Origin of the sequence: Nocardia sp. NPDC051750, from assembly GCF_044453135.1 — a bacterium.
Lineage (GTDB): Bacteria > Actinomycetota > Actinomycetes > Mycobacteriales > Mycobacteriaceae > Nocardia.
This window is the reverse complement of record NZ_JBITCK010000008.1, coordinates 86,961-110,945: the sequence shown is the minus strand read 5'-3', so window position 1 is coordinate 110,945 and position 23,985 is coordinate 86,961. Positions and strand designations below refer to the sequence as shown.

Annotated in this window: 24 protein-coding genes; 5 read left to right on the top strand and 19 right to left on the bottom strand. The window is 66.6% G+C overall.

The window, feature by feature from the left end; translation table 11 throughout:
- Positions 1 to 43 precede the first annotated feature (43 nt).
- The 3 genes from ACIA75_RS31510 to ACIA75_RS31500 form a co-directional block, all read right to left on the bottom strand.
- The gene (locus ACIA75_RS31510) at positions 44 to 1,000 is read right to left on the bottom strand and encodes a TIGR03564 family F420-dependent LLM class oxidoreductase (RefSeq protein WP_397110576.1); all 957 of its coding nucleotides are present in this window, start codon (positions 998 to 1,000) and stop codon (positions 44 to 46) included.
- A gap of 90 nt (positions 1,001 to 1,090) precedes the next feature.
- Positions 1,091 to 1,492, bottom strand: a complete 402-nt coding sequence (locus ACIA75_RS31505) for a cobalamin B12-binding domain-containing protein (protein ID WP_397110574.1) — start codon at positions 1,490 to 1,492, stop codon at positions 1,091 to 1,093.
- Positions 1,492 to 3,069 carry a methylmalonyl-CoA mutase family protein gene (locus tag ACIA75_RS31500; RefSeq protein WP_397110572.1) on the bottom strand — a complete coding sequence of 526 codons (1,578 nt, stop codon included), beginning with the start codon at positions 3,067 to 3,069 and terminating at the stop codon, positions 1,492 to 1,494. The genes ACIA75_RS31505 and ACIA75_RS31500 overlap by 1 nt, the downstream gene beginning before the upstream one ends.
- 75 nt (positions 3,070 to 3,144) lie before the next feature.
- On the opposite strand from ACIA75_RS31500, the gene ACIA75_RS31495 reads away from it, so the two are divergent.
- Positions 3,145 to 3,975 carry an SDR family oxidoreductase gene (locus ACIA75_RS31495; protein ID WP_397110570.1) on the top strand — a complete coding sequence of 277 codons (831 nt, stop codon included), beginning with the start codon at positions 3,145 to 3,147 and terminating at the stop codon, positions 3,973 to 3,975.
- 28 nt (positions 3,976 to 4,003) lie between these two features.
- On the opposite strand, the gene ACIA75_RS31490 is transcribed toward ACIA75_RS31495, so the two are convergent.
- Positions 4,004 to 4,837, bottom strand: a complete 834-nt coding sequence (locus tag ACIA75_RS31490; protein WP_397110568.1) for a class I SAM-dependent methyltransferase — start codon at positions 4,835 to 4,837, stop codon at positions 4,004 to 4,006.
- Between the two features lie 87 nt (positions 4,838 to 4,924).
- Here ACIA75_RS31490 and ACIA75_RS31485 point away from each other — a divergent pair, with 87 nt between their 5' ends.
- Positions 4,925 to 5,503: a TetR/AcrR family transcriptional regulator gene (locus tag ACIA75_RS31485; RefSeq protein ID WP_397110566.1), complete on the top strand. Its 579-nt coding sequence runs from the start codon at positions 4,925 to 4,927 to the stop codon at positions 5,501 to 5,503.
- 14 nt (positions 5,504 to 5,517) lie between these two features.
- Here ACIA75_RS31485 and ACIA75_RS31480 read toward each other — a convergent pair whose 3' ends face one another.
- Positions 5,518 to 5,724, bottom strand: a complete 207-nt coding sequence (locus ACIA75_RS31480; protein ID WP_397111099.1) for a zinc-ribbon domain-containing protein — start codon at positions 5,722 to 5,724, stop codon at positions 5,518 to 5,520.
- 67 nt (positions 5,725 to 5,791) lie between these two features.
- On the opposite strand from ACIA75_RS31480, the gene ACIA75_RS31475 reads away from it, so the two are divergent.
- A complete protein-coding gene (locus tag ACIA75_RS31475) occupies positions 5,792 to 6,259 on the top strand; it encodes a hypothetical protein (protein WP_397110564.1) in 468 nt (155 codons plus the stop codon).
- Entirely contained in the window at positions 6,256 to 6,633 is a 378-nt protein-coding gene (locus tag ACIA75_RS31470; protein ID WP_397110562.1) for a hypothetical protein, read from the top strand. The genes ACIA75_RS31475 and ACIA75_RS31470 overlap by 4 nt, the downstream gene beginning before the upstream one ends.
- Before the next feature lie 91 nt (positions 6,634 to 6,724).
- Here the strand turns inward: ACIA75_RS31470 and ACIA75_RS31465 are convergent, their stop codons facing one another.
- From ACIA75_RS31465 to ACIA75_RS31400, 14 genes are all read right to left on the bottom strand, one after another.
- Positions 6,725 to 7,924, bottom strand: a complete 1,200-nt coding sequence (locus ACIA75_RS31465) for a cytochrome P450 (RefSeq protein WP_397110560.1) — start codon at positions 7,922 to 7,924, stop codon at positions 6,725 to 6,727.
- Between the two features lie 37 nt (positions 7,925 to 7,961).
- The gene (locus ACIA75_RS31460) at positions 7,962 to 9,143 is read right to left on the bottom strand and encodes a cytochrome P450 (RefSeq protein ID WP_397111098.1); all 1,182 of its coding nucleotides are present in this window, start codon (positions 9,141 to 9,143) and stop codon (positions 7,962 to 7,964) included.
- A 68-nt stretch (positions 9,144 to 9,211) separates the two neighbouring features.
- Positions 9,212 to 9,409: a ferredoxin gene (locus ACIA75_RS31455; protein ID WP_397110558.1), complete on the bottom strand. Its 198-nt coding sequence runs from the start codon at positions 9,407 to 9,409 to the stop codon at positions 9,212 to 9,214.
- A 43-nt stretch (positions 9,410 to 9,452) separates the two neighbouring features.
- The gene (locus ACIA75_RS31450; RefSeq protein WP_397110556.1) at positions 9,453 to 10,292 is read right to left on the bottom strand and encodes an SDR family NAD(P)-dependent oxidoreductase; all 840 of its coding nucleotides are present in this window, start codon (positions 10,290 to 10,292) and stop codon (positions 9,453 to 9,455) included.
- Between the two features lie 57 nt (positions 10,293 to 10,349).
- Positions 10,350 to 11,228: an alpha/beta fold hydrolase gene (locus tag ACIA75_RS31445; RefSeq protein WP_397110554.1), complete on the bottom strand. Its 879-nt coding sequence runs from the start codon at positions 11,226 to 11,228 to the stop codon at positions 10,350 to 10,352.
- Between the two features lie 128 nt (positions 11,229 to 11,356).
- On the bottom strand, positions 11,357 to 11,950 hold the full coding sequence (locus tag ACIA75_RS31440; RefSeq protein WP_397110552.1) for an NADPH-dependent FMN reductase: 594 nt from the start codon (positions 11,948 to 11,950) through the stop codon (positions 11,357 to 11,359).
- A 28-nt stretch (positions 11,951 to 11,978) separates the two neighbouring features.
- Positions 11,979 to 12,968 carry a cyclase family protein gene (locus ACIA75_RS31435; protein WP_397110550.1) on the bottom strand — a complete coding sequence of 330 codons (990 nt, stop codon included), beginning with the start codon at positions 12,966 to 12,968 and terminating at the stop codon, positions 11,979 to 11,981.
- A 22-nt stretch (positions 12,969 to 12,990) separates the two neighbouring features.
- Positions 12,991 to 13,869: a coniferyl-alcohol dehydrogenase gene (locus ACIA75_RS31430; RefSeq protein WP_397111097.1), complete on the bottom strand. Its 879-nt coding sequence runs from the start codon at positions 13,867 to 13,869 to the stop codon at positions 12,991 to 12,993.
- Positions 13,870 to 13,905: 36 nt separating this feature from the next.
- Positions 13,906 to 15,207 carry an LLM class flavin-dependent oxidoreductase gene (locus tag ACIA75_RS31425; protein ID WP_397110548.1) on the bottom strand — a complete coding sequence of 434 codons (1,302 nt, stop codon included), beginning with the start codon at positions 15,205 to 15,207 and terminating at the stop codon, positions 13,906 to 13,908.
- The gene (locus tag ACIA75_RS31420) at positions 15,204 to 16,982 is read right to left on the bottom strand and encodes an FAD-binding protein (RefSeq protein WP_397110546.1); all 1,779 of its coding nucleotides are present in this window, start codon (positions 16,980 to 16,982) and stop codon (positions 15,204 to 15,206) included. The genes ACIA75_RS31425 and ACIA75_RS31420 overlap by 4 nt, the downstream gene beginning before the upstream one ends.
- Positions 16,983 to 17,948, bottom strand: a complete 966-nt coding sequence (locus ACIA75_RS31415; RefSeq protein ID WP_397110544.1) for a 3-carboxyethylcatechol 2,3-dioxygenase — start codon at positions 17,946 to 17,948, stop codon at positions 16,983 to 16,985.
- Positions 17,905 to 19,575, bottom strand: a complete 1,671-nt coding sequence (locus ACIA75_RS31410) for a bifunctional 3-(3-hydroxy-phenyl)propionate/3-hydroxycinnamic acid hydroxylase (protein ID WP_397110542.1) — start codon at positions 19,573 to 19,575, stop codon at positions 17,905 to 17,907. The genes ACIA75_RS31415 and ACIA75_RS31410 overlap by 44 nt, the downstream gene beginning before the upstream one ends.
- A 1-nt stretch (position 19,576) precedes the next feature.
- Positions 19,577 to 20,440 (bottom strand): alpha/beta fold hydrolase, encoded by an 864-nt coding sequence (locus ACIA75_RS31405; protein WP_397110540.1) that lies wholly within the window; start codon positions 20,438 to 20,440, stop codon positions 19,577 to 19,579.
- Between the two features lie 97 nt (positions 20,441 to 20,537).
- Positions 20,538 to 22,190 (bottom strand): FAD-dependent oxidoreductase, encoded by a 1,653-nt coding sequence (locus ACIA75_RS31400; RefSeq protein ID WP_397110538.1) that lies wholly within the window; start codon positions 22,188 to 22,190, stop codon positions 20,538 to 20,540.
- Positions 22,191 to 23,072: 882 nt separating this feature from the next.
- Between ACIA75_RS31400 and ACIA75_RS31395 the strand changes: the two genes are divergently transcribed.
- On the top strand, positions 23,073 to 23,933 hold the full coding sequence (locus ACIA75_RS31395) for a mycofactocin-coupled SDR family oxidoreductase (RefSeq protein ID WP_397110536.1): 861 nt from the start codon (positions 23,073 to 23,075) through the stop codon (positions 23,931 to 23,933).
- The last annotated feature ends 52 nt before the right edge of the window (positions 23,934 to 23,985 follow it).

The window sequence follows — 23,985 nt, the reverse complement described above, 5'->3', positions numbered from 1 at the left end:
CGCTCCTTCGGCGCCGGTTCCTGCGGTCCGCGGCGGTATTGCCTCATCGGAGATCCTTGGCGATCTGCGCGATCATCTCGCGAGTACGCCGCTTCGAGGCGATCAGTTCGTCGCGGTTGTCGCCGATCGGGAGCAGGCGGATGGAGAGGTCGGTGGCGCCCGCCTCCGCGTAGCGGCGCAGCCCGGCGGCGATCGCTTCCTCGTCGCCGGCGATGCAGATATCGCCGATATCCTTGGCATCGCCCTTTTCCAGGAGCCGCTTGTAGTTCGGCGAGACCTCGGCTTCGGCGAGGATGCGGTTGGCGCGCTCCCGGGCGGTGTCGACCTCGCCGGCGGCACACAGGCAGATGGGCAGCCCGGCCACGATGCGCGGGGCGGCGCGACCCGCATCCGCGGCGGCCTTGGCGATCCGGGGAACCACATGATCGGCGATGGCGCGTTCGTCGGCCATCCACAGAATGGTGCCGTCGGTGTGCTCACCGGCGATGCGCAGCATGACCGGGCCGAGTGCCGCGATCAGCACCGGCAGCGGAGCCACCGGACCGAGGTCCAGCTGGTTGTTCACGGTGAAGCTGCCGTTCGAAACCTGCACCGTCCCCGGGCCGTTCAACGCCGGGTTCAGCACCTCGAGATAGTCGCGGGAGTAGGCGGCGGGCTTCTCGTAGGGAAGTCCGAGCATGTCCTGCACGATCCAGTGATGCGACGGCCCCACCCCCAGAGCGAGCCGCCCGCCGGCCACCGCATGCGCCGAGAGCGCCTGCCGGGCGAGGGCGATCGGATGCTGCGCCTGCAGCGGCACCACCGCGGTCCCGAGTTCGATCCGTTCCGTCACCGAACCGAGCAGCGCGATCGTCACCAGCGCGTCGAAATCCGTCGGGATCTGCGGAATCCACGCGGTGTCCATACCGGCCGATTCGGCCCATTTGATGTCGTCGACCATCCGGGCGGCTTTGCGCGCGGTATCGCCGCGCTCGGGCCCGATCATCACACCGATACGCACGATTCCTCCACTCTCACAAACGATTCAGAGGGAGCCGCCGCCCACCGTTTCGGCGGCGGCTCCGGACCCGGGCGCGGGGCGCCCGGGAGATCAGGACGGGGCCGGGGTCCCGGTGAGTTCCCGCATCGCGGTGACCAGCACATCGAGCGCGGTACCGGTCGGGAAAACGGCGGCCGCGCCCACCGACTGCAATTTCTCGATATCGCCCTGCGGGATGGTGCCGCCGACCACAACCGCGATATCGCCGGCGTCGGCCGCACGCAGAGCGTCGACCACCCGTTTCGTCAACGCGACGTGCGCACCGGACAGGATGCTCAACCCGACCACGGCCACATCCTCCTGCACCGCGATCGAGACGATATCCTCGATACGCTGCCGGATTCCGGTGTAGACGACCTCGAATCCGGCGTCGCGCAAGGTGCGGGCGACGATCTTCGCACCCCGGTCATGGCCGTCCAGACCGGGTTTCGCGACCAATACGCGCGCGGTCATCAGAACACCACCGGCTGCTGGAATTCGCCCCAGACCGATTTGAGGGCGGCGGTCATCTCGCCCACCGTGCAGTAGGCGTTGGCACAGTCGATCAGACGATGCATGAGGTTGTCGTCTCCTTCCGCACCCCGCGACAATGCGGCCAGGGTGTCGCGTACAGCGGCGGAATCCCGTTCGGCTTTCACCTTGGCCAGCCGTTTCAGCTGGGTTTCCCGGCCCTCGGCGTCCAGTTCGTAGGTGGAGATCTCCGGTGCGGGTTCGTCGGAGACGAACTTGTTCACCCCGACGACCGGTTTGACGCCGGATTCGATCTCCTGGTGCAACTTGTAGGCTTCGTCGGCGATCAGGCCCTGCAGATATCCGTCTTCGATCGCCCGGACCATCCCGCCCCGGTTCTCCAGGTCGGTCATGATCTCCTTGATGGCCTCTTCGGTCTTGTCCGTGAGCGCCTCGACGAAATACGAACCGCCCAGTGGATCGGCCACCCGGGTGACCCCGGTTTCGTAGGCGAGGATCTGCTGGGTGCGCAGCGCCATGGTCGCCGATTCCTCGCTGGGCAGCGCGAACGGTTCGTCCCAGGCCGCGGTGAACATCGACTGCACCCCGCCGAGCACCGCCGCCATCGCCTCGTAGGCGATGCGGACGAGATTGTTCTGCGCCTGCGGGGCGTAGAGCGAGGCACCACCGGCCACACAGCCGAACCGGAACATCGACGCCTTGTCGGTGGTCGCGCCGTAACGTTCGCGCACGATAGTCGCCCAGCGGCGGCGACCGGCCCGGTATTTGGCGATCTCCTCGAAGAAATCGCCGTGGGTGTAGAAGAAGAACGAGATCTGCGGCGCGAACTGCTCGATACTCATCCGGCCGCGTTCGACGACGGTATCGCAGTAGGTGACACCGTCGGCGAGGGTGAAGGCCATCTCCTGGACCGCGGTCGCCCCGGCATCACGGAAATGCGCGCCCGCCACCGATATCGCGTTGAACCGCGGCACCTCGGCGGCGCAGAACTCGATGGTGTCGGCGATCAAGCGCAGGGAGGGCTGCGGCGGCCAGATCCAGGTGCCGCGGGAGGCGTACTCCTTGAGGATGTCGTTCTGGATGGTGCCGGTGAGCTTCTCCCGGGGCACGCCCTTCTTCTCCGCCGCCGCCACATAGAACGCGAGCAGGATCGCGGCCGTGCCGTTGATGGTGAAGCTCGTGCTGATCTTGTCCAGCGGGATGCCGTCGAAGAGGATCTCGGCGTCGGCGAGGGTGTCGACCGCGACACCGACCCGACCGACCTCCTCCCCCACTTCGGGGTCATCGGAGTCGTAGCCGCATTGGGTCGGCAGGTCCAGGGCGACCGATAAGCCGGTGCCCCCCTGGTCCAGTAGGTAGCGGTAGCGCCGGTTGGACTCTTCGGCGGTGCCGAAGCCGGAATACTGCCGGAAGGTCCACAGCCGTCCCCGGTAACCGGTGGCGTAGTTGCCCCGGGTGAACGGAAACGCGCCGGGCGCGGGCGGTTCGGTAGCCCGGTCGGCCGGCCCGTAGACCGGTTCGAGCGGGATACCCGAGGAGGTATGGACTGCATCGTTCATCGTTGAATACGATACTTGCAGAAAATGAGAATGCCAATACCGGTTCGCGCGAACGCATAATCGACCAGGAGTGACATGACCACCGACCAGCAGAACTTCACCGACCGAACCCTGGTGGTATCCGGTGCCAGCCGCGGCATCGGCCTGGCCATCGCCCTGTCCGCCGCCCGCCGCGGCGCGAATGTGGTGGTCCTGGCCAAGACGGCGGAACCGCATCCGAAGCTGCCGGGCACGGTGCACACCGCGGTCGCGGAGATCGAGGCGGCCGGCGGCAAGGCCGCGGCGGTCGTCGGCGATGTCCGGGAGGAAGCCGACGTGGCACGGGTCGTGGAGACCGCGCTGGAGCGCTTCGGCCGCATCGACTACTGCGTGAACAACGCCAGCGCCATCGCCACCGACCCCACCGAGAAACTCTCCGCGAAGAAGTTCGACCTGATGCAGCAGATCAATTTGCGCGGCACTTTCCTGCTGACCCGAGCCTGCCTACCGCACCTGCGCCAGGCGCCGAACCCGCACATTCTCACGATCGCCCCACCCCTGAACACCAGTCCCCGCTGGCTGGGCGCCCACCCCTCCTACACGCTCTCGAAATATGGGATGACCCTGCTGACCCTCGGCTGGGCAGCCGAATACGCCGACGCCGGAATCGCCGCGAACTGCCTGTGGCCGCAGACCTACATCGCCACCTCCGCCGTCGCGAATCTGCCCGACGGCACGGAACTCCTGGAGTCCTCCCGCAGCCCGCGGATCATGGGCGACGCCGCGGCGGACATCTTGTCGCGCGAAGCCAAGTACAACACCGGCAACACCTATATCGACGCCACGGCGCTCATCGAATCAGGCCGCACCGACCTGTCGGAATACGGCGGCGGCGCCAACCCGATCCCGGATATGTTCTTGGATTAGTCCACCGGACGGGCCGGCGGGTACATCGCTATACCTTCCGGGCAGCAACGGCGAAATTCAACGGGATCCGCGGCGCCGTGTCCGGAAGTGTCCATCCCTCGCGGCATTCGACGAGGTCGGGGAAGGCGCGCCAATCCATGTAGGGCAATTCGTGGACTGCTTCGATCCGCAGGCCGGCGCGCAGCAGCGAACCGATGATTTCTCCCAGGTCGTGCCGCCACTCGTGCACCGTGGCCTGGGTGATCTGCCCGGCCGAATCCTCGGTGTAGCTACCCGAATCGGTGTAGGTCCGGCTGCCGCTGCCACTGAGATAGTCGTCGGTGATCTCCCACGGCTCGAAGTCCATCGCGCCCAGGATCGGATGGTCGTCGCGGATCATGAACACACCGCCGGGCGCGAGAAGGTCGTGGATCGACCGAGCCCAGTCGGCGAGTTCGGGCAGCCACACGATGGTGCCGGCGCTCGTGACGACGAGGTCGAACTGCCGGTCGATCAGTGCGGACGCGAACCGCGCGTCACCCTCGACCCAGGTGATCTCGCGGCCGTCGGCCCGGGCGATCCGGTCGGCATGACGCAGGGAGTTGGGTGACAAGTCGAGACCGTGCACATCGACCGCGCCGAGACGAGCCCAGGACAGGGTGTCGGTGCCGATATGACATTGCAGATGCAGCAGCGATCGGCCGGCTACCCCGGTTTCCGGCAGGTGCGCAGACAACTCCGCGAGGTCGTTGCGCACCACCGACGAGACGGCCTCGGGGTCGGCCAGGAAGGTGTCTACGTCGTACATCAGGGACCGCCGGTGCACATCGGCCCGTTCGTCCCAGTTCGCACGGTTGGCGGCAATGGCGTCGGCCTCGTTCACAACGGGTCCTCCTCGGTCGGATCTCGTGCGCCAGCTTTTGTATCACGCATGTGATGTAAAAACGAAGCGGTTTTCTAGACTGTGCCCGTGCCGATCCGGGTAGATGCCGATGCGCGACGACGCCATATCGTCGATTCAGCCCTGCGACTCGTCGTGGCCGGCGGCGTCGCTGCCGCGACTTTCCGCAGGGTGGCCGCCGAGGCGCGATTGAACATCGGGTCGGTGCGCCACTATTTCACCGACCACGAAGCTCTGGTCGTCGCCGTGGCGACCGAGGTCGGCGACCGGATGGGCCGGCGTCTCACCCGCCATCCGGCACCGGCCGCGGGAAACCGCCCCGCGGCGAAACGTCACTTGCTGCGCGTACTCGAAGAATTGGTCCCCTTGGACGATGAGCGGCATCGAGAAGCGGTGATCCTCGTGGAGGTCATCGCGGCCGCGCGGATCAATCCCGCGTTCGAACCGGTCGTCCGGCAGATGGGTGCGGACCTGCGCCGGGTCCTCGTCGACACGCTGACCGCCACCGGAACTCCCGCCCCCGAACACCAAGCCGCACACCTGGCCGCGCTCATCTCGGGCCTCTCACTCGATGCCGTCACCCCACACGGTGCAATCGACGGGGCCACGATTCGCGCGGTACTGGAACAGCACGTGGCGACGCTCTGACCCACCGGCACTGCTCAGAATTCGACCGCCGCGCCGCAGATACCGCAGATCTCGAGCTGCCGGCGCTTCCAGCGTGCGACCGGAACGAAGAACAGCGTGAACTGCTTGAACTCCCGCACCCGCAGCCACTGCGTCGTGTTGTGACAGCGCGCGCAGGTCCGGGTTGCCCCGGGGCCGAGGTTCTGCCGCTTGGTTCCGAAACCGAAGATGAAGAACACCAGCCCAGCGTAGAGCGCGGGGATAGCTCAGCAGTACTGAACTAATTCAGCACAGTGCTACACTAGATCGATGAGCGCGATGAAGAGCCTGCCGTTCAGCGAGTTGGTGCGGAAGCAGACATCGGTTTTCCCGCTGCTCGCCGACGCCGATGTGCTCCTGGAGCGCAGAGATGCCGAGAATGTCGTCCTGATGCGCGATGAGCGGTATCGCGCTATGGACGGTGCGCTGCAACTTGCCGCCCGGTCGCTCGGCTTGGTAGCGAAAGCGAACCGCCAGTTGGCCGAGGACGTACTCGCCGAAGAACTACCTTGGCTACGTTGGCTACCGTCCGAGCACCGACCCGAAGCGATCGGAGAACTGCTGGATGATCTGCTCGCCGGAGCGGATACCGGGCATTACCTTCCGTTCCTGAGGGACCTGATCGCGTGGAAGCACACCGCCGAGATCTATACAGACCCGGCGCTGGTAGCGCAGCTGAGCGGTCCATTCGACACCACTGATTTCGTGGAGGTCGATCGCCCGGGCAGACGCAAATGATCCGGCACAAGCGAGGCGACGAAATTCCTCGCCCCAAACCGTGGCGGGTGCTCCTGCACAACACAGAGTCCGCGCGTGGGTGGTCCGAACTGGAGCGGCAGGCGGTCGATGCCCTGGATCGCGCATGGGTCGCCATTACGTCAGAACCGCGAAGCGTCCAGAACCCGGGCCGTCAGCACCGGCTCAAAGCCACCCTGAGCGCGGTGAAGATCGGCGGTACCGAACTGGAGCAGTGGCAGTACGAAGTCACGAGCGGAGCACGGATCTGGTACGCGATCGACGACCAGCGCCGAACATTATGGGTGACCAAGGCCGAAACCGGCCATCCCGGGATAACAGATCGTGGTAAAGGCGGCGGCCGCCGAATGCGATAACGCCACTCCCCGCTTCGACAAATAAATGCTCCGTGGTCGGAACGGAGGCGGGGCGCAGTGGTCGGCCACAGCGCTCCGCCTTCGCTTCCGCTCAGAAGGATGCCGGCATGCTTTCCCAGCCGCGGACTGTCGAGGTCGGGGAGAGTTTGGCCTGCGACAGGTCGACCTCCCATTCGGGGAAGCGTTTCAGGATTTCTTCCAGGGCGACCCGGCCCTCCAGCCTGGCCAGGGCCGAACCCATGCAGAAGTGGGTGCCGACACTGAACGCCAGGTGGGGTTTGCTTTCGCGGTGGATATCGAAAACGTCGCCGTCGGGGGCGAATTGGCGGTGGTCGCGGTTGGCGGCGCCGATGAGCAGCATCATGGCGCTGCCCTCGGGGACTGTCTGGCCGTGGTATTCGATATCGCGGGTGACGTAGCGGGCCACGTGCGGGGCCGGGGGTTCGAAACGCAACAACTCTTCGATGGCCGCGGGGATCAGGGACGGGTTCTCGGCCAGTTCTCGGCGCTGGTCGGGGTGTTCGGCGAGGACCTTTCCGGCCCAGCCGATCAGCCGGGTGGTGGTCTCGTTGCCGGCACCGGAGACGACGTTGATATAGGTGAGGATTTCGTCGCGGGAAAGATGGCGCAGGGTGCCGGTCTCGTCTTCGAATTCGACATTCAGCAGCTCGGAGATGATGTCGTCGGAGGGGTGTTCGGTGCGCCAGTCGACGTACTTTTCGAAAAGTTCGCCGCTGACCATGCCCTCCGTGGACGCCTTCATCGGCTTGCCCTCTTCGGTACGCATCTGCTCATTGGCGAAATCGCGGACCGCTTCCTGATCCTCTTCCGGAATACCGAGCAGCATGCCGATGGTGCGCATGGGCATCTGGGCGCCGAGGTCGGCGATGAAATCGATGCGACCGGTGCCGATCAGCGGGTCCAGGCTCTGGCAGCAGAATTCGCGGATCTTGTCCTCGAGCGCCTTGATCTTGCGCGGGGTGAACATCCGGGACAGCAGTTTGCGGTGCATGGTGTGGATCGGCGGATCCTCGAAAATGAGGACGCCCGGCGGGATCTCGATATTCGCCTTGATCAGTTCGATGATCGCGCCGCGGGCCGAGCTGAAGGTGTCCTTGTCGATCAGCGCGGCATTGACGTCGGCGAACCGGCTCAGCGCATAGAAATCGTGGGTTTCGTTGTAGTACAGCGGTTTTTCCTCGCGGATCCGCTTGAACATGGGGTACGGGCCGGCATTCAGCTCGACATCGTAGGGGTCGTAGTAGACATCAGCGGGCGCAGTGGTGGTCACGGCTGGTGTTTCCTCTCGGCGCAGTTGTTTCGGCGGATCACCACGTCACCGGCAGGCGGTACAGACCGTAAGCCAGTTTGTCGTGTTTGAATTCGACCTCGTCCAGCGGAATAGCGAGCCGCATGGTCGGGATACGCTGCAGCAGGGTCTTGAAAACGATCTGCAGTTCCACCCGGGCGAGCTGCTGGCCCACGCATTGATGCGGGCCGAAACCGAAACCGACATGCAGCCGGGCGGGACGGGTGAGATCCAGTGTGTCCCCGCCCGGGAACTGGTTCGGGTCCCAATTCGCGGGTGCGAGGTCGATGATCACGCCCTCGCCGGCCTTGATGGTGTGTCCGCCGATCTCGATATCGTCGAGGGCGACCCGGCGCTGCCCGTTCTGAATGATGCTCAGAAACCGCAGCAGTTCCTCGACCGCGTTCGCGACCACCTTCGGGTCGTCGGTATCGCGCAGCAGGGCCAGCTGGTCCGGGTTCTCCAGGAGCGCGAGGGTGCCGAGCGAGATCATATTGGCGCTGGTCTCGTGGCCGGCGATGAGCACGCCGGTGCCGATCTGCGCGGCTTCCTTCATGGAGATCTCACCGGCGGTGACCCGTTCGGCGAGTTCGGTGACCATATCCTCGGCCGGATTCTCCATTTTGGATTTGATCAGGTCGATCAGATATCGCGCCAGACCCACTCGCCCCTTCGCCGATTCCTCTGCGGTCGCAAACCGGGACACACCGGTCGTGGCATGCTGCTGGAAGAACTCGTGGTCTTCATAGGGCACGCCCAGCATTTCGCTGATCACCAGCGAGGGCACCGGCAGGGCGAGCGCTTCGACGAGATCCGCGGGCTGCGGGCCGGCGAGGATGGCGTCGATATGGTCGTCGGTGATCTGCTGGATCGCCGGTCGCAGTGCGTCGACCCGTTTCACCGTGAACGGTTTGGTCATCATCCGGCGGAAGCGGCTGTGTTCCTCGCCGTCGGTATTGAACACCGAGCGGGCCCGGTGATTCACCATCTCGAGCATGCCCTCGTTCCAGTGCGGGAAACCGGGCTGGTGATCGTCGGTGCTGATCCGCGGGTCGGACATGAGCGATTTGAGTTCGGCGTACCCGGTGACCAGCCACGGGGTACTCCCGTCCCAGATCCGGACGCGGGCCAGCGGGCGTTCGGTCACCAGCCCGAGCACCTCGGGCGGCGGCGCGAACGGGCAGCCGGCGGCCCGCTCCATCGGATACTCCAGGATCTCTCCGGCGTCGGATGCGGCGTGGGTATCGGACCCAGACGTATTCGTCACTGTCACTCCTCGTGGACGTGAATGGCCATGGCGGGGCATACGGCGGCTGCTTCGCGGACGTCGTCGGCGAGATCGTCCGGGGGGTTCTCGTCCAGCAGGATGACGATGCCGTCCTCCTCACGCTGGTCGAACACCGCGTCGGCCGCCATCACGCAGTGCCCGGCGGCAATGCATTTCCCTTGTTCGACAGTCACTTTCATGACATTCTCTCTCTTGGGTGAAGGGGTCGGGGGTCGGGGCCGCTCATGATTTTGCGGCGGCGGAACCGTCGGCCGCCTCGGTGCTGCGTCGCATAAGCGGTTTGCCGGCGGTTGTGCCGCCGTCCACGGCCAGTACGGTGCCGGTCAGATAGCGGGACCGCTCACCGGCGAAGTACACGGCGGCTTCGGCGACATCCTCGGGCGTGCCCTCGCGCGGAAGCGGGCGATCGCGGTTCATCATCTCGCGCATGGCCCGGGTCATCCGCTCGGCTTTCTCCGGCGACATGGTGCTGGAGGCCTTGGCGAGCAGGTCGGTGGGGATATTGCCGGGGGCGATACAGTTCACCCGGATGTCGTGCTGGGCCAGTTCGATCGCCGCGGATTTGGTGAAATGGATGACGGCGGCCTTGGAGGCACGGTAGGTCATCACCCCGCCGCCGGCCTGCACACCGCCCACCGACGACAGGTTGATGATCGAACCGCCGCCGTTCTCGGTCATATGCCGCGCGGCGAGCCTGGTTCCGGTCATGACACCGAGGACGTTCACCGACATCACCCGGTGGAAGTCGGCGAAATCGTCGTCCAGGATGCTTTTGTGCATGGTCCCGGAGATACCGGCGTTGTTGCATATGATGTGCAGTCCGCCGAACCGCTCCACGGCAAGGTCCACGAGCTGGGCGATCTGTTCGGGTTCCCCGACATCGGTCCTGCGGAACAGGGCGCCTTCCCCGCAGCGATCCGCCAGTGCCTGCCCGGCTTCCACATCGATATCACCGACGACCACCCGGGCGCCTTCCGCAACGAACCGTTCGACCATGGCGCTGCCCAGTCCGGACGCGCCGCCGGTGATCACCGCGACCTTGCCCGCCAACTCGTTGCCCATGCGCTGCTCTTCCTCTCGTAACGACATACCCTGTGCCGGTCCCGGCGCGGCGGCGGCTCAACCGCTGTGTGCGTACTCCGCGGCCGATCCGGTGCGGGACTGCTCGTCCAGGAATTCCAGGAGCAGCGCGTTCACCGCCTCCGGGCGTTCCAGCTGCGGGCAGTGCCCGGCGTCCTCGATCACCGCCGACCGGGCATCCGGTATCCGGGCGGCGACCTCGGCGGCCCAGCCGCTCGGCAGAAGTTTGTCGGCGCCGCCCTCGACCACCAGGGTCGGCACCCGGATACGTTCGAACGGCCGGTCCCCCGGACCGGCCGGCGCCTCGGCCCCGGGCCGCCGGAACCGCGCGGACGCGATCGCCTCCCAGGCGCCGGGAGCGGTCGCCGACTCGAAACGGCGCCGCACATAGTCCTCGTCGGCGGGATGGGCCGGCGAGGCGAACAGGGCGGTGACGATCGCCCGCATGGCGGGCAGGGTGGCGTCGAAATCGTAGAGGGCACGCATATGTTCGTTGGCCTGGATCTGGCCGCCACCGCAGATGGTCACCATGGCGCGCACCGGCAGCCGCGGTTTCTCGGCGGTGGTGTCGGCGAGGAGGTTCACCGCACCCATCGAATTACCGACGAAATACGCCGACTCGATTCCGAGCACGGCACAGAACCGGGCGATATGCCGGATACGCATACCCCGGCCGTCGGTGAAATCGACAACCTTCGCGGAATCGCCGAAGCCGAGCATATCCGGGGCGATGACGTGATATCGCCGCGCGAGCGCGGCAATAGTGTGTTCCCAGCCGATTTCGGCGCTCGCACCGAATTCCCCGCCGTGCAGCAGGACGACCGGTTCGCCCGCGCCTGCCTCGAGGAAATGGGTGTGCAAACCGTCGACCTGGATCGTCCGATGCTCGAACCCACTCATGCCGTGCCGATCGGGCATGACCGAGGGCCCTCCGTGGTTACGCTCCGCTGCCGCCTCCGGGCCTGACTCGCTCATGCTCTGCCTATTGGGCATGACCGAGGGCCCTCCGTGGTTACGCTCCGCTGCCGCCTCCGGGCCTGACTCGCTCATGCTCTGCCGATCGGTTTGGCACTGGTGAGTACCTGCACGGCCAGCAGCTCGAGCTGACCCTGCACGCCGGTGTCGATCAGGGCTCCGCCTTCGTCCCAGATCTTGTCCGCCGAGTTGATCGCGACCCCGATCGGGGTGGGCCAGGCGCGCAGCGCGTGCCCGATCCCGCGCAGCTGCCCCAGTGTCCCGACCGCGGCCTGCCAGCCGTAGGCGCAGGTGATACAGCCCCAGGGCTTGTTGTCCAGGTAGACCGTGGGATCGGTGCGCATATCCTCGACATAGTCGAGCGCGTTCTTCACCAGCCCGGAGATCGCACCGTGATAGCCGGGCGAGCCGACGATCACCGCGTCGGCGGCACGCAGCGCTTCCACCAGCGCCACGGCCTGCGGGGTGCGAGCCGGATCGTGCGGGTTGTACATCGGCAGATTGATATCAGCGCCGCTGAACAGCGCGGTCCGCCCACCGCGCCGCTCGACCTCGTCCAGGCAGTGCCGCAGCGCCCGCTCGGTCGAGGAGTTCGCGCGCAGCGTTCCACCGAGGCCGACAACGAACGGCTGTGTCTCCGTATCGAGTTCGGTGCGATCTACCATTGTGCTTCCCACAGTCATGACCGGTCTCCTATTTGATGGCGATCGGGTTGATCGGCGAGCCCACGGCGCCGACAATGCGCAGCGGCGGGGCGATGAGCTGGAATTCGTAGACGCCGTCGGCGGCGCAATCGGCGGCCAGGGCGGTGAAATCCCAGTATTCGCCGAGCATCAGCCCCATATCGCGCAGGCACAGCATATGCATCGGCAGGAAGGTGCCCTCGACCCCCGACACGGGATTCTCGACCATGAGGTTATCGGCGGCAACGGCCGCGATCTCGTGATCGTGCAGCCATTTCGCGCAGGTCCAGTCCAGACCCGCATACGGTTCGGAGCCGTCACCGGCCTCGAGGAAACGGTTCCACCAGCCGGTGCGGACCAGCACGATATCGCCGGATTCGATGCTCACACCCTGGCGCTTCGCGCATTCGTCGAGTTCGTCGCCGGTGATCGGCTCCCCGACCTCGAGGAAGGTTTCCGCGCCACGATATTTCACCAGGTCCAGCAGGACCCCGCGGCTGGTGACGCCCTTGCTGTCCACCTTTTCGATACCGCAGTGGAAGGCGCCCATACTGGTCACCGAATCGGCCGGGAAACCGTTGTAGAGCTTGTCCCCGTAATAGACATGGGAGAATGCGTCCCACTGTGTGGCAGCCTGCAACGGCATGATGATCATATCGTCGTTGAACCGGAACGGGTTGTCGGCGAAGAATCCGGCCAGTTCGCCGGCCACCGAATTCTGCAGCCATTTCGGGCCGTACTCGGTCAGGGTTTCGGCGTCACCGCCGTCGACGGTCATCACATGGGTGGGATTGGCGCGGAATTTGAATGCGCCCTGCGGCCCGTTGGAGCTGAAGTCGATGCCGAGCGGGAACACCTTTCCGTGCCGGACCAGTCCGGCCGCGGCGGCGACCTTCTGCGGGGTGATGAAGTTCAGCGTGCCGAGTTCGTCGTCGGCGCCCCAGCGGCCCCAGTTACGCACGGTGTCACCGAGTCTGTAGAAATCGGTCAGAGTTGCCACGTTGTCTGTTCCTTCCAGCTGCTTATTCCCGCTCGCCCGGGATCGCCCCGGCGGATTCGGGCGAACCCGCCTCGGTGGGCTGCGCCGGGGGCGGTCCGGCCAGTTCGTCGGCCAGACGCGCGGCGAGGTTCCCGCCGTCGACCCACAGCACTTGACCGGTGATGTATCCGGCGGCGCGGCTGCCCAGGAACAGCAGTGCGGACGCCTGTTCGACGGGGTCGGCGGACCGGCCCAGCGGTTTGGGGATCCCGTCGAGGTAGTCCTGGCCGTATGCCGAACGCAGCTGGTCCAGGATGGGGGTTTCGGTGACGCCGGGTCCGGTGCAGTTCATCCGGATACCGCGGCGCGCGAGCTCCACCGATTTGCGGACGGTGTAGAGGATGATCGCCTCTTTGGACAGCCGGTAACCGCCGTCCGCGATGGCTTCGGGATGCGCGGTGCACCAGGCGATTCCCTCCTCCATCGAGGTGGTATCCAGGAACCCGTTGACCGCCCAGCGGTTCTCCAGGTATCCGGAAGCGGCCAGCGAGGAGACGCTGACCACCGCCGAACCCGGTTCCATATGCGGGACGAGCGCTTCGGTGACGTGCCGCATCCCGAGGAAATTGATGGTGGCGACGCGCAGCGGGTCGCCGATGCCCGAGGAGACACCGGCGATATTGAACAGGGCGTCCACCTCGGTCCCGACCAAGCGCGCGGCCCGGTCGATGGACGACGGATCTGCCTGATCCATCTCGTAGAACTCGTCGAGTTCGGTGCCGGGACGGAGCCGGTCGAGACCGACGATCTCGGCGCCCAGATCCCGCAACTGCGTCACCAGGCAGGCGCCGATACCGGAGGCACAACCGGTCACCACCACCCGTTTACCGTCGAAACGCCACCGCTGGTCGATCGAGTCCACCTCGGGCACCACGCTCTCCTCTCCCGCTGCTGTCGCTCAGCTCTGCTGTTCCTTCAGTGCCTGCGCGGCTTTCACCCGGCCTTCGTTGATCTCGGCCATGGCCTCAGGGATCTCGCTGGCGGTGAACTTGCCGCCGCGGCCGGTGGGCAGACCACCGATCGAATAGTTCTCGTCGAATTCGGGTACCGCCCAGGGCCGGCGCCGCGCTTCGGCCTTCTCCAGGACCGGTTCGAGCCGCTTGGCTTTAGCGGCGCGCGCGACCTCATCGCGTTCGATGAATTCCGGCAGGATCTCCTTGCCCATGATCTCGATGGATTCCATGGTTCCTTCATGGCTGCGCGGGTTCAGCAGCAGGATGATCTCGTCGACCCCGCTCTCCTCGTAGCCGCGCAGGAATTCGCGCACCGTCTCCGGGCCGCCGATGGCGCCGCGGCCGGGACCGTAGGCAAGAGTGTCGTCTTCCTTCACCGCGTCCAGGTAGCTGTCCCACACGCCGGTGCGGCCGGGGGTGTGCATACCGGTCATGTAGTAGTGCATGATCCCGAACGAGAAGAACCCGCCGCCCACGCCGAGCCGCTTGACCGCTTCCTCGTCGGTCTTGGCGACCATCATCGACAGGTCTCCGCCGATGGCCAGGATATTCGGGTTCATCTGCGGTACCGAAGGCGCGGCGGCGTTCTCGAATTCCTCGTAGTAGCCGCGGACGCGCTCACCGAGCGCCTCCGGGCCGGTGTAGGCGAAACTCAGTGCGCCGATACCCTTCTGGGCCGCCATCTGCACCGACGACGGCCGGGTACAGGCCACCCACAGCGGGGGGTGCGGGGTCTGCCGCGGCTTCGGGATGACATTGCGGGGCGGCATGGCGATGTGCTCACCTTTGAACCCGCTGAACGGGGTCTCGGTCATCGCGCGGACGGTGACCTCGAGGGCTTCCTCCCACTGGGCACGCTTGTCTGCGGGGTCGATACCGAACCCGCCGAGCTCGGCCACCGACGACGATTCACCGGTACCGAATTCCACCCGGCCGCCGGACAGATGGTCGAGGGTCGCCACCCGTTCCGCGGCGCGGGCGGGATGGTTGATACCGGGCGGCAGATGCATGACACCGAAACCGAGCCGGATGTTCTTCGTGCGCTGACTGGCCGCGGCCAGGAACATCTCGGGCGCGGTGGCGTGGCAGTACTCCTCGAGGAAATGGTGTTCGGTGAGCCAGACGGTGGAGAAACCGGCTTTATCCGCAGCTTCTACCTCGGTCAGCCCGTCCTGGAACATCTCGAATTCGTCGTCGTCGCTCCATGGACGCGGCAGGGCGAACTCGTAGAAGAGGGATATTTTCATCGATTACCTCCGTTGGTTTCGATCGTCACGTTCTCTCCTTCGGCCACGGCCGCCCTGCCGCCGGTGTCCCCGGCGCGACCGGCACAGTGCTCGGCGGCGATGTATCCGAAGGTCATGGCCGGCCCGATGGTGGCGCCGGCACCGGCGTAGCTGCGGCCCATCACCGCGGCCGAGGCGTTGCCGACGGCGTACAGGCCGTCGATCGCCGACCCGTCGCCGCGCAGCACCCGGGCGTGCTCGTCGGTGCGCAGACCGCCCGAGGTGCCGAGATCGCCGAGGACGATGCGGAACGCGTAGTAGGGCGGTTTCCCGATCGGATACAGGTTCGGGTTGGGCAGGGTCGGATCGCCGTAGTAGTTGTCGTAGACGCTGTCGCCGCGCTGGAAATCGTCGTCGTGCCCGGCCTCGGCCAGTTCGTTGAAACGGGCGGCCGTCGCCGCGAGCGCGTCCGCGGGGACGTCGATCTGCGCGGCCAGTTCGGACCAGCTCTGTGCCGTTTTCACGACTCCGGATTCGAGCCAGGCCTGCACCATCTTGTAACCGGTGGGCACGGGCGCGAACGGCACCTTCGGGATGGGCAGATGCCCGCCGATCACGTACCGGTGCCAGGAGCGATGGTCGGTGACCAGCCAGCACGGGATATGGGTCACCCCGCTGCGCTGGCCCTCGATCATGGCGTGCCCGAAATCCATATAGGGCGCGGCCTCGTTGATGAACCGTTTCCCGGCACCGTTCACGATGAACTGGGCAGGCATCATCCGCTCGTTGAGCATGAACTGCATCCGGCCGTCCGGCCACTGGATGGCCGGGAACCACCATGCCTCGTTCATCAGGTCGGTGGCGGCGCCGGCTTCCTGTCCGGCCCGGATACCGTCGCCCGTGGCCACCGGATTGCCGAAGCTCCAGTCCTGGTCGACCTCCGGCAGTTCCTCTTTGCGCCAGGTCATATCGTGGTCGAAGCCGCCGGTCGCCAGGATCACGCCGCGGCGGGCCCGGATCCGCACCGGTTTCCCGTCCCGGAGCACCACCGCTCCGGTGACCGTGCCGTCGCTGCCGGTGATCAGGGAGGTCAGTGGCGTGCTCAGCCAGAGCGGGATCTCGCGTTCCTTCATGGCCAGGCGCAGCCGGGCGATCAGGGATTGGCCGATGGTGACGATCCGGTCGCCGAACACATGGGCCCGCACCATCCGCCAGATCAGCTTCAGCATCATGATCTTGCCGCCCCAGTTCTGCCGGACCTGATAGAACAGCCGCAGATCCTTGGGACCCAGCCAGATACCTTTCGGCGCCAGCGCGAGCGGTGTGAGTAGCTTGTCTTCCTCGTCGCCGAGGGCCCGCAGGTCGATGGGCGGCACGTTGATCGTGCTGCCCTGCGGCGAACCGCCCTCGAGTTCCGGGTAGTAGTCGGCGTAGCCGGGTTTCCACACGAATTCCAGCCAGCGGCTGCGGTCCTCGAGGAACGCCATCATCTCGGGCGACTTCTCGACATAGGCCCGCAGGCGCTCGTCGCTGACCAGGCCGTCGGTGATGGTGCGCAGATAGCCGATCACCGCCTCGGGGTCGAGTGAGAACCCGTCGCGCTGCTGGGAGGGCGCGTTCGGCACCCAGATACCGCCGCCGGACAGTGCCGTCGACCCGCCGTAGGCGTCGGCCTTTTCCACCACCAGGGTGTCCAGGCCCAGGGCCTCGGCTCGCAGCGCGGCACTCATCCCGCCGCCACCGGAGCCGACGACCAGCAGATCGACGGTTTCGTCGAAATCCGTCTCGGTATTCACTCATCGCCTCCTGTCGTCGTACGTCTCATCGGCGGGCCGGGCGGTGCGCACGGCGAAACCGGCGATGAGCTCGGGAGCCGGCCGGTAGTAGCGCACACCGGTGCGATACGACCCCTGCGCGGCGAGCGCCGAGAACGCGGCCACCCAGGTGCGCACCTCGTGCGCGGAATTGCCGGCGGTACGGGTGATCTCGTCGTTGTCCCAGTCGTCCACGGCGGCCAGCCCACCGGTATCGACCAGGTCCAGGAACGCCCGGTCCCAGTCCGGATTGAGCGGTTGCAGGGCGCTGTCACCGGCGGCGAAATCACGGGCCGCGTCGATCACCGCGTTCTGCCGGGCCTGCCGCTGTTCGGTCGTCATGGGACGGCCGCGCACGATCCGATCCAGCACCGGTTCGGGGGCGGTGGCCCGCCGCGGCACCGGCGGGTCGTGGGACAGCCCACCCGACCCGATCACCAGTACCCGTTTCCCGAGCGTCGCGAGGTGCCGGCCAACGGCGGTACCCAGCGCCCGCACCCGGCGCAACGGACCGAGTGGGGTGGCCACGGAGTTCACGAAGATCGGAATCACCGGGCGGGCGGTGGCATCGCCGAACAATCGCTGGAGCGGCTGCACGGTGCCGTGGTCGACCTCCATCTCCGCGGAGGTCGCGATATCGATCCCGGCGTCGAGCAGCGCTTCGGCCAGTCGCTGCGCCTGGTCCTCGGGCACGTTCAGCGGACCGGCGTAGGTGCCGTAGTCGCCGATCCCGGTGGCGGCGGTACCCAGGCAGAACGGCGGCATGAGCTTGTAGAAGAAACCGTTGTAGTGGTCCGGGGAGAACAGAACCACCAGTTCGGGATCGAATTCGCGCACGAAATCCCGGGCCCGGTCGAGCGCGCCGCCGACCTCGTCGAGAAGATCGGGCCCTGGCCCGGGGAGTTCAAGAAGTGGGCTGTGCGAGACGCAGCATACGGCCAGCGGCATCGGTACCTCCCGGGGTCAGGGTGAGCGTGTTACGCAGTGCCGCACCGAGTTCGGGGGCATGCTGGGCGATACAGGCACCGGCGACGAACCGGTCCGGACGCAGGAACAGCACGGAATCGAGCTGGCCGTCGAACCATTTCTTGAGCGCACCGGTGTGATCGCCGACCACCAGCACATCGGGGTCATCGTGACCGTTCCAGTACAGCTGCGTGGCGGGCCGAGCCTCCACGAAACGCGCACCCAATTCTTTCCAGCGCGCGAACTCATCGTCCCCCAATACTTTTCGGGGTTGATTGTTCCAGCACAGCACGGCGAACCACGGCCCGAGCGTCTCGTCCAGCAGCACATCGGGCTGGGTCCGGGTCGCGACCCGCGGCTGGATGAACAGCGTGCCGACGGCGGAATTCGGCGACCGCGACCAGCCGTGCACGACAGCGCCGCGGTCATAGCGCGGCATCGGCTTGAACCGCATACCCAGCACATACCGTTTCAACGGCGGCACCGCGGCCAGGGCGCGCACCGCCACATCACGCACTGCGGCAACCCGCTGATTCGTCGGCGAGATGACCCGGCCGACCATGGTCGACAGATCGATCATCGCGCGCGCGTGTTTGCGCCGCTCGTGGTCGTAGCTGTCGAGCAGCTCGTCGCCGGCCAGCCCGGTGGCCACGGCCGCGAGCTTCCAGCCCAGGTTCGCCGCGTCACGGATTCCGCTGTTGTATCCCTGCCCCTGCCAGACCGGCATGAGGTGGGCGGCGTCGCCGGCCAGCAGCAACCGGCCCTTCCGGAACTGTCCGGCGATCCGCGAATGGTGGGTGTAGACCCGCCGCCGGATCACATCCAGTCGTTCCGGATGCGGGACGAAAGTTTCGAGCAGCCGTGCCAGGAATTCCGGTGTCTCGGCTTCTTCGTCGGATTCGCCCGGATGCAGCAGGAATTCGAACCGCCGGATACCGTGCGCCAGCGAGATGGATACATTCGGCCGCGCCGGATCCGCGCCGACCTCGACATTCGGATGTCCGAGCGGATCTCCGTCGATATCGACCACCAGCCAGCGGGTCGACGACGTGGTGCCCTCGAAGCTCACGCCCATCGTGTGCCGGGTGGCGCTGCGCCCGCCGTCGCTGCCCACCACATAACGGGCGCGGACCACGTCTGTCCCGTCCGGGGTCTCCAGCCGCACCCGGACCTCGTCACCGCTGTCGACGCAGTCGTTCATCGCCGTACCCCAGCGGATCTCGACACTGTCGAAACGCTCCAGCCCGCGCAACAGTTCGGCGTCGACCAGCGGCTGGATGAAACCGCTGCGTTTGGGCCAGCCGAACTGCTGGTCGGTGGGGGCGATCTCGGCCAGCAGCCGCCGGTTACCGTCCACGAACCGCATGATCTGGTTCGGGTTGGTATGCGGCAGGATGTGTTCGACCAGCCCGGTCGACTGCAGGGTGCGCAGTGATTCGTCGTCGAGACCGACGCCGCGCGGATAGTCGATGAGGCCGGGGCGCTCCTCCACCAGCAGGGTGCGAACCCCGTAGCGGCCCAGCATATTCGCGATGGTCAGGCCGACCGGGCCCGCTCCGACGACCACGACGTCGAACAGCTCGGGGGCGCTGCCGTTTCCGGTATCCATCTCAACCACCCAGCAGGAATTCGAGGTGCAGGGCGTTGAACGCCGCCGGCGCCTCGTATTGCGGCCAGTGCCCGCAGTCGGGAAGCACTTCGAACCGGGCGCCGGGAATCATGGACGCGATCCGTTTGCCCTCGGTGACATCGGCGGTCGGGTCGTCGCTGGTCCAGACGACCAGCGTCGGCGCGGTGATCGCACCGTACTCCCGCGAGCCCAGCAGGTTGCGGGCCCGGATCTCCGGATCCTGCAACGCCATGATGTCGCGCATGGCGTCGGCGAATCCGGGCTGCCGGTAGATCCGCTGCCGGCTGGCGACGATATCGTCGTAATCCTTGGATTTATCGGCCATCAGCCATTTGATCCGCGCCTGCACCGTGTCCCAGGTGGGGTCGGCGGCCGCGGCCATCGACAGGGTCACGATCCGCGCCATGACCTCGGGGTCGGCCTGGGAACCGCCCGCGGTGTTGAGGACCAGCCGGTCCACCCGGCCGGGGTGGTCGCAGGCGGCGCGGGCGGCGACCCAGCCGCCCAGCGATTCCCCGCTGATATGCGCGCGGACGGCGCCGATCGTGTCCAGGAACGAGATCAGATGCGACACATAGTGTTCGATCTCGAGCGGATGTCCCGGCTTATCGGTGTACCCGTGCCCGAGCATATCGATCGACCAGGTCGAGAAATGCTCGGCATGCGCCGCCAGGTTCCGGATATAGGCTTCGGCATGGCCGCCGGACCCGTGCAGGAACACCAGCACCGGCTTCTCCGGGTCACCGGCGTGCAGGTAACGCGTACGCACCCCCGCCACATCCAGATACCCCTGGCTGAACGCGACACCCTGCAGGTCGCACCACACGCTCTCGTATTCCGACACTGCTACCTTCCGCTCTGTCCATTCGTTCGCGCCCACAGCCCGCGCACCTGTGGCCCGCGCACCCGCGCCTGGGAAACCGCCGGCCGCGTGGGCCGGCTCAGCACTTCACCGATTCGCCTGTCGCGGCGTTGTATCCGGCCCGGAAGCCGAAGACCATGCCGGGACCGATCGTTCCGCCGGCACCGCCGTAGGCCCGGCCGGTCACCCCGGCCATCGCATTGCCGACCGCGTACAGTCCCGGGATCACCGCACCGCTGATATGCCGGACCCGGGCATCGCTGTCCGTCCGCGGGCCACCCTTGGTCCCCATCGCGCCCACTGTCACCGGAACGGCGTAGTACGGGCCGGTATCGACGGGGCCCAGGGTGCGGCCGGCGACCGTCTCCGCATCGGGGTCGCCCCAGTAGCCGTCGTATTCACTGGCGCCGCGACCGAAGTCGGGATCGGCGCCGGCCGTGACGGCGCGGTTCCACTCGGCGACGGTTCGCTGCAGCCCTGCGGGGTCGATACCGGTCTTGGCCCCGAGTTCGGCGAGATCGGCGGATTCGCAGAACCAGTCCGGCGCGGGGCCGCCCGGTTCCACGCCCAGGAATCCGTACCGGCGCAGATGTTCGGCGTCGAACACCATCCAGCCGGGATTGTTGACGTACCCGCCACGCGGATCGAGGTAGTGGAAGGCCCCCGCCATCGAGTTGTATTCGGCGGCCTCGTTGACGAAACGTTTCCCGGCCCGGTTCACGATGATGCTGCGCGGGCGGGTGCGTTCCAGCCGGACACTGCGGCTGCGCTGACGGCCGTCGATGGTGTCGCCCGGCAGTTGCACCACCGGAACCCACCATGCCTCCCCCATATTGCCGAGGTCGGCACCGTGGGCCATGGCCATCCGCAGGCCGTCACCGGTGTTGTTCGGCGGGGAGACCGGGCCGGTCATCGGCCCGCGCAGGAATGCCTTGACCAGTCCGGCGTCCCATTCGAAACCGCCGGTGGCCAGCACCACCCCGCGCCGCGCCCGGACCGCGATCTCCTGTCCGTCGATCGCGATACGCGCCCCGGTGACCGCCCCGTTCTCGGTGATCAGCTCGATCCCCCGCGCGCCGGTGCGCGGCGTGATCCCGGCGGCGAGTACCCCCTCGAGCAGTCCGGCAACCAAGGCCTGACCGGCGACACACACATCCGCGGTGGCGTCCCCCAGGACCGCTCGCAGCCGGGCCCGGGTCTCGGCGTCGAAGCCGACATTGCTCCAGTCCAGCGGGAAGGTGGTGATCCGGTCGCGCCATTCGCCGAGCCGGGCCAGATCGTAGGCGGCCGGCCCGATGGACCGGCCGCCGGCGGGCCGGCCACCGGGAAGTTCGGGTTTGTAGTCGGGGAACCCCTCGGCCACGTCGAATTGCACACCGCTGTGCTGTTCGACGTAGTCCAGCATCCGGGCGCCGGTCCGGACGAACACCTCGACCAGTTCGTCGTCCATCGAGTCCAGGGACTGCGCGCCGAGGTAGGCCAGTGCATCCTCGACCGACAGTTCCCGGTCGGCCCGGGAATGCGCGGGGATCCAGGCCAGTCCGCCGGAGACCGCGCTGGTTCCGCCGACGGTGGGCGCCTTCTCGAACACTTCGACCGCGGCACCTTCGACCTTGGCGACAAGGGCCGCGGTGAGGCCGGCGGCGCCGGTGCCCAGGACTACAACGTCGGTTTCGATGTCCCAGGTGTTCGTCGGATCGGGTTCGGCAGCCGGCGGCTGATGCGATGGCACTGCGCAGTCCTTTCGGCGAGCACGGGAGTTGAGGGCGCCGCCCGGCGGGCTGCCGTGGGGTCCACGGACCGGAGCAGTACGCGCGGAACGCTAATCTCCCTTTGCGAGAATACTATTCTCGCAGGATGGATGCCGCAACACCTGGCGAATCAAATGTTTCCGGGCCATGCCGCCGAAGGCCCCCGCGAAGGCTGTGGCCTCGAAGAACCGCTCCCGCAACTTCTGCCGCGCCACCCCGGCCACTCGGAGAAAAGCGCATCTTTCGCGGGTAGGCGGCCCGCACCCGGTGCCGAGTCGCAGCATCGCACTCACCGCCCCACCGAAACACCTGTCCGGCAGCGCGATCACCACCACCCGGTCGCCTGCGACATCAAGCAGAACATCCCCGACTTCCCGGGCCGCCACGTTCTCACCCCTTTTCGGCCGCCGGAGTTGCCGACCCAGCCGACCGGGTCACTCCAGCACTACACACCGCGCTGACACCGAAGGCCGGTGGAAATACAATTCTCGTAATAGGCGAGTGGCAATTTCACGGATGGCAGTTCAGGAGCCTGCGCCATATCGCGAGGTACAGCAGCGAAACTGTCCCGCACATCAGGTTTGATAAGGCCGACCAGGGTTCTGCCGAAACCTTGCCGCCGACCCCCCAGGTAGAGTACCGTTCTCGTATGCGAAAACGCAGTTCTTTTCGCATACGAGAACAGCCGTATGTCCGCAGCCGGTACCCGGCGGTGCTGGGTCTCCGCCGGTGACACAGCATCGGGTCCGCAGCCGGATCGACGCGTGGTATTCGCCGCGCACCCTGTCCCGTGCCGCTCGCCGCTCCCGGCGGGCCGGCACATCGGACAGGTCACTCTCGAAAACAGATCGAAAGGGAATGCTGTGGGACGTGTTGAGGGCAAAGTCGCATTCATCACGGGCGCCGCGCGCGGTCAGGGCCGTAGCCACGCGGTACGACTGGCAGAGGAAGGCGCCGATATCATCGCCGTCGACATCTGCGAGAACATGTCGACCATCGGATACCCGCTGGCCACGCCCGAAGACCTCGAAGAAACCGTGCGCCTGGTCGAGAAGACCGGCCGCCGCATCGTCGCGACCAAAGCCGACGTCCGCGACGCCGTCGGTCTGAAAGCGGCGCTGGATGCCGGCGTCGCGGAGTTCGGCAAGCTCGATATCGTGATCGCCCAGGCCGGCGTCGCCGGGATGAAGGGCCAGCCGGATATCCAGGCGTGGACCGATGTCATCAACACCAACCTGGTCGGCACCATCAACGCCATCCAGGTCGCGCTCCCGCATCTCGGTGAGGGCGCGTCCATCGTGGCGACCGGCTCGACGGCGGCGATGGTGGACGTCAGCAAGATGGACAACCCGGGTTCGGATCTCGGCGGTATGGCCTACGTGCACTCCAAGCGCGCGCTGTCCTACTACATCTTCGATATCGCCCGGCACCTCGCGCCCCGGGGTATCCGCGCCAACGCGGTCCACCCGACCAACTGCAACACCGACATGCTGCAGAGCGAGCCCATGTACCGGTCCTTCCGGCCTGATCTGGAGAACCCGGGCCGCGCCGACGCGGAACCTGCCTTCTACGTCCAGCAGGCGATGAAGACCCCGTGGATCGAGCCGGTCGATATCTCCAATGCCATCCTGTATCTCGTCTCCGAGGAAGCTCGCTACGTCACCGGTATGCAAATGCGGGTCGACGGCGGCGGCTACCTGAAGTGGTACGACCACAAGCTCTGACCCACCCGGCCACGCCGGCGCAGGCGGCGCGCGTATATCGCAGGCGATCGAG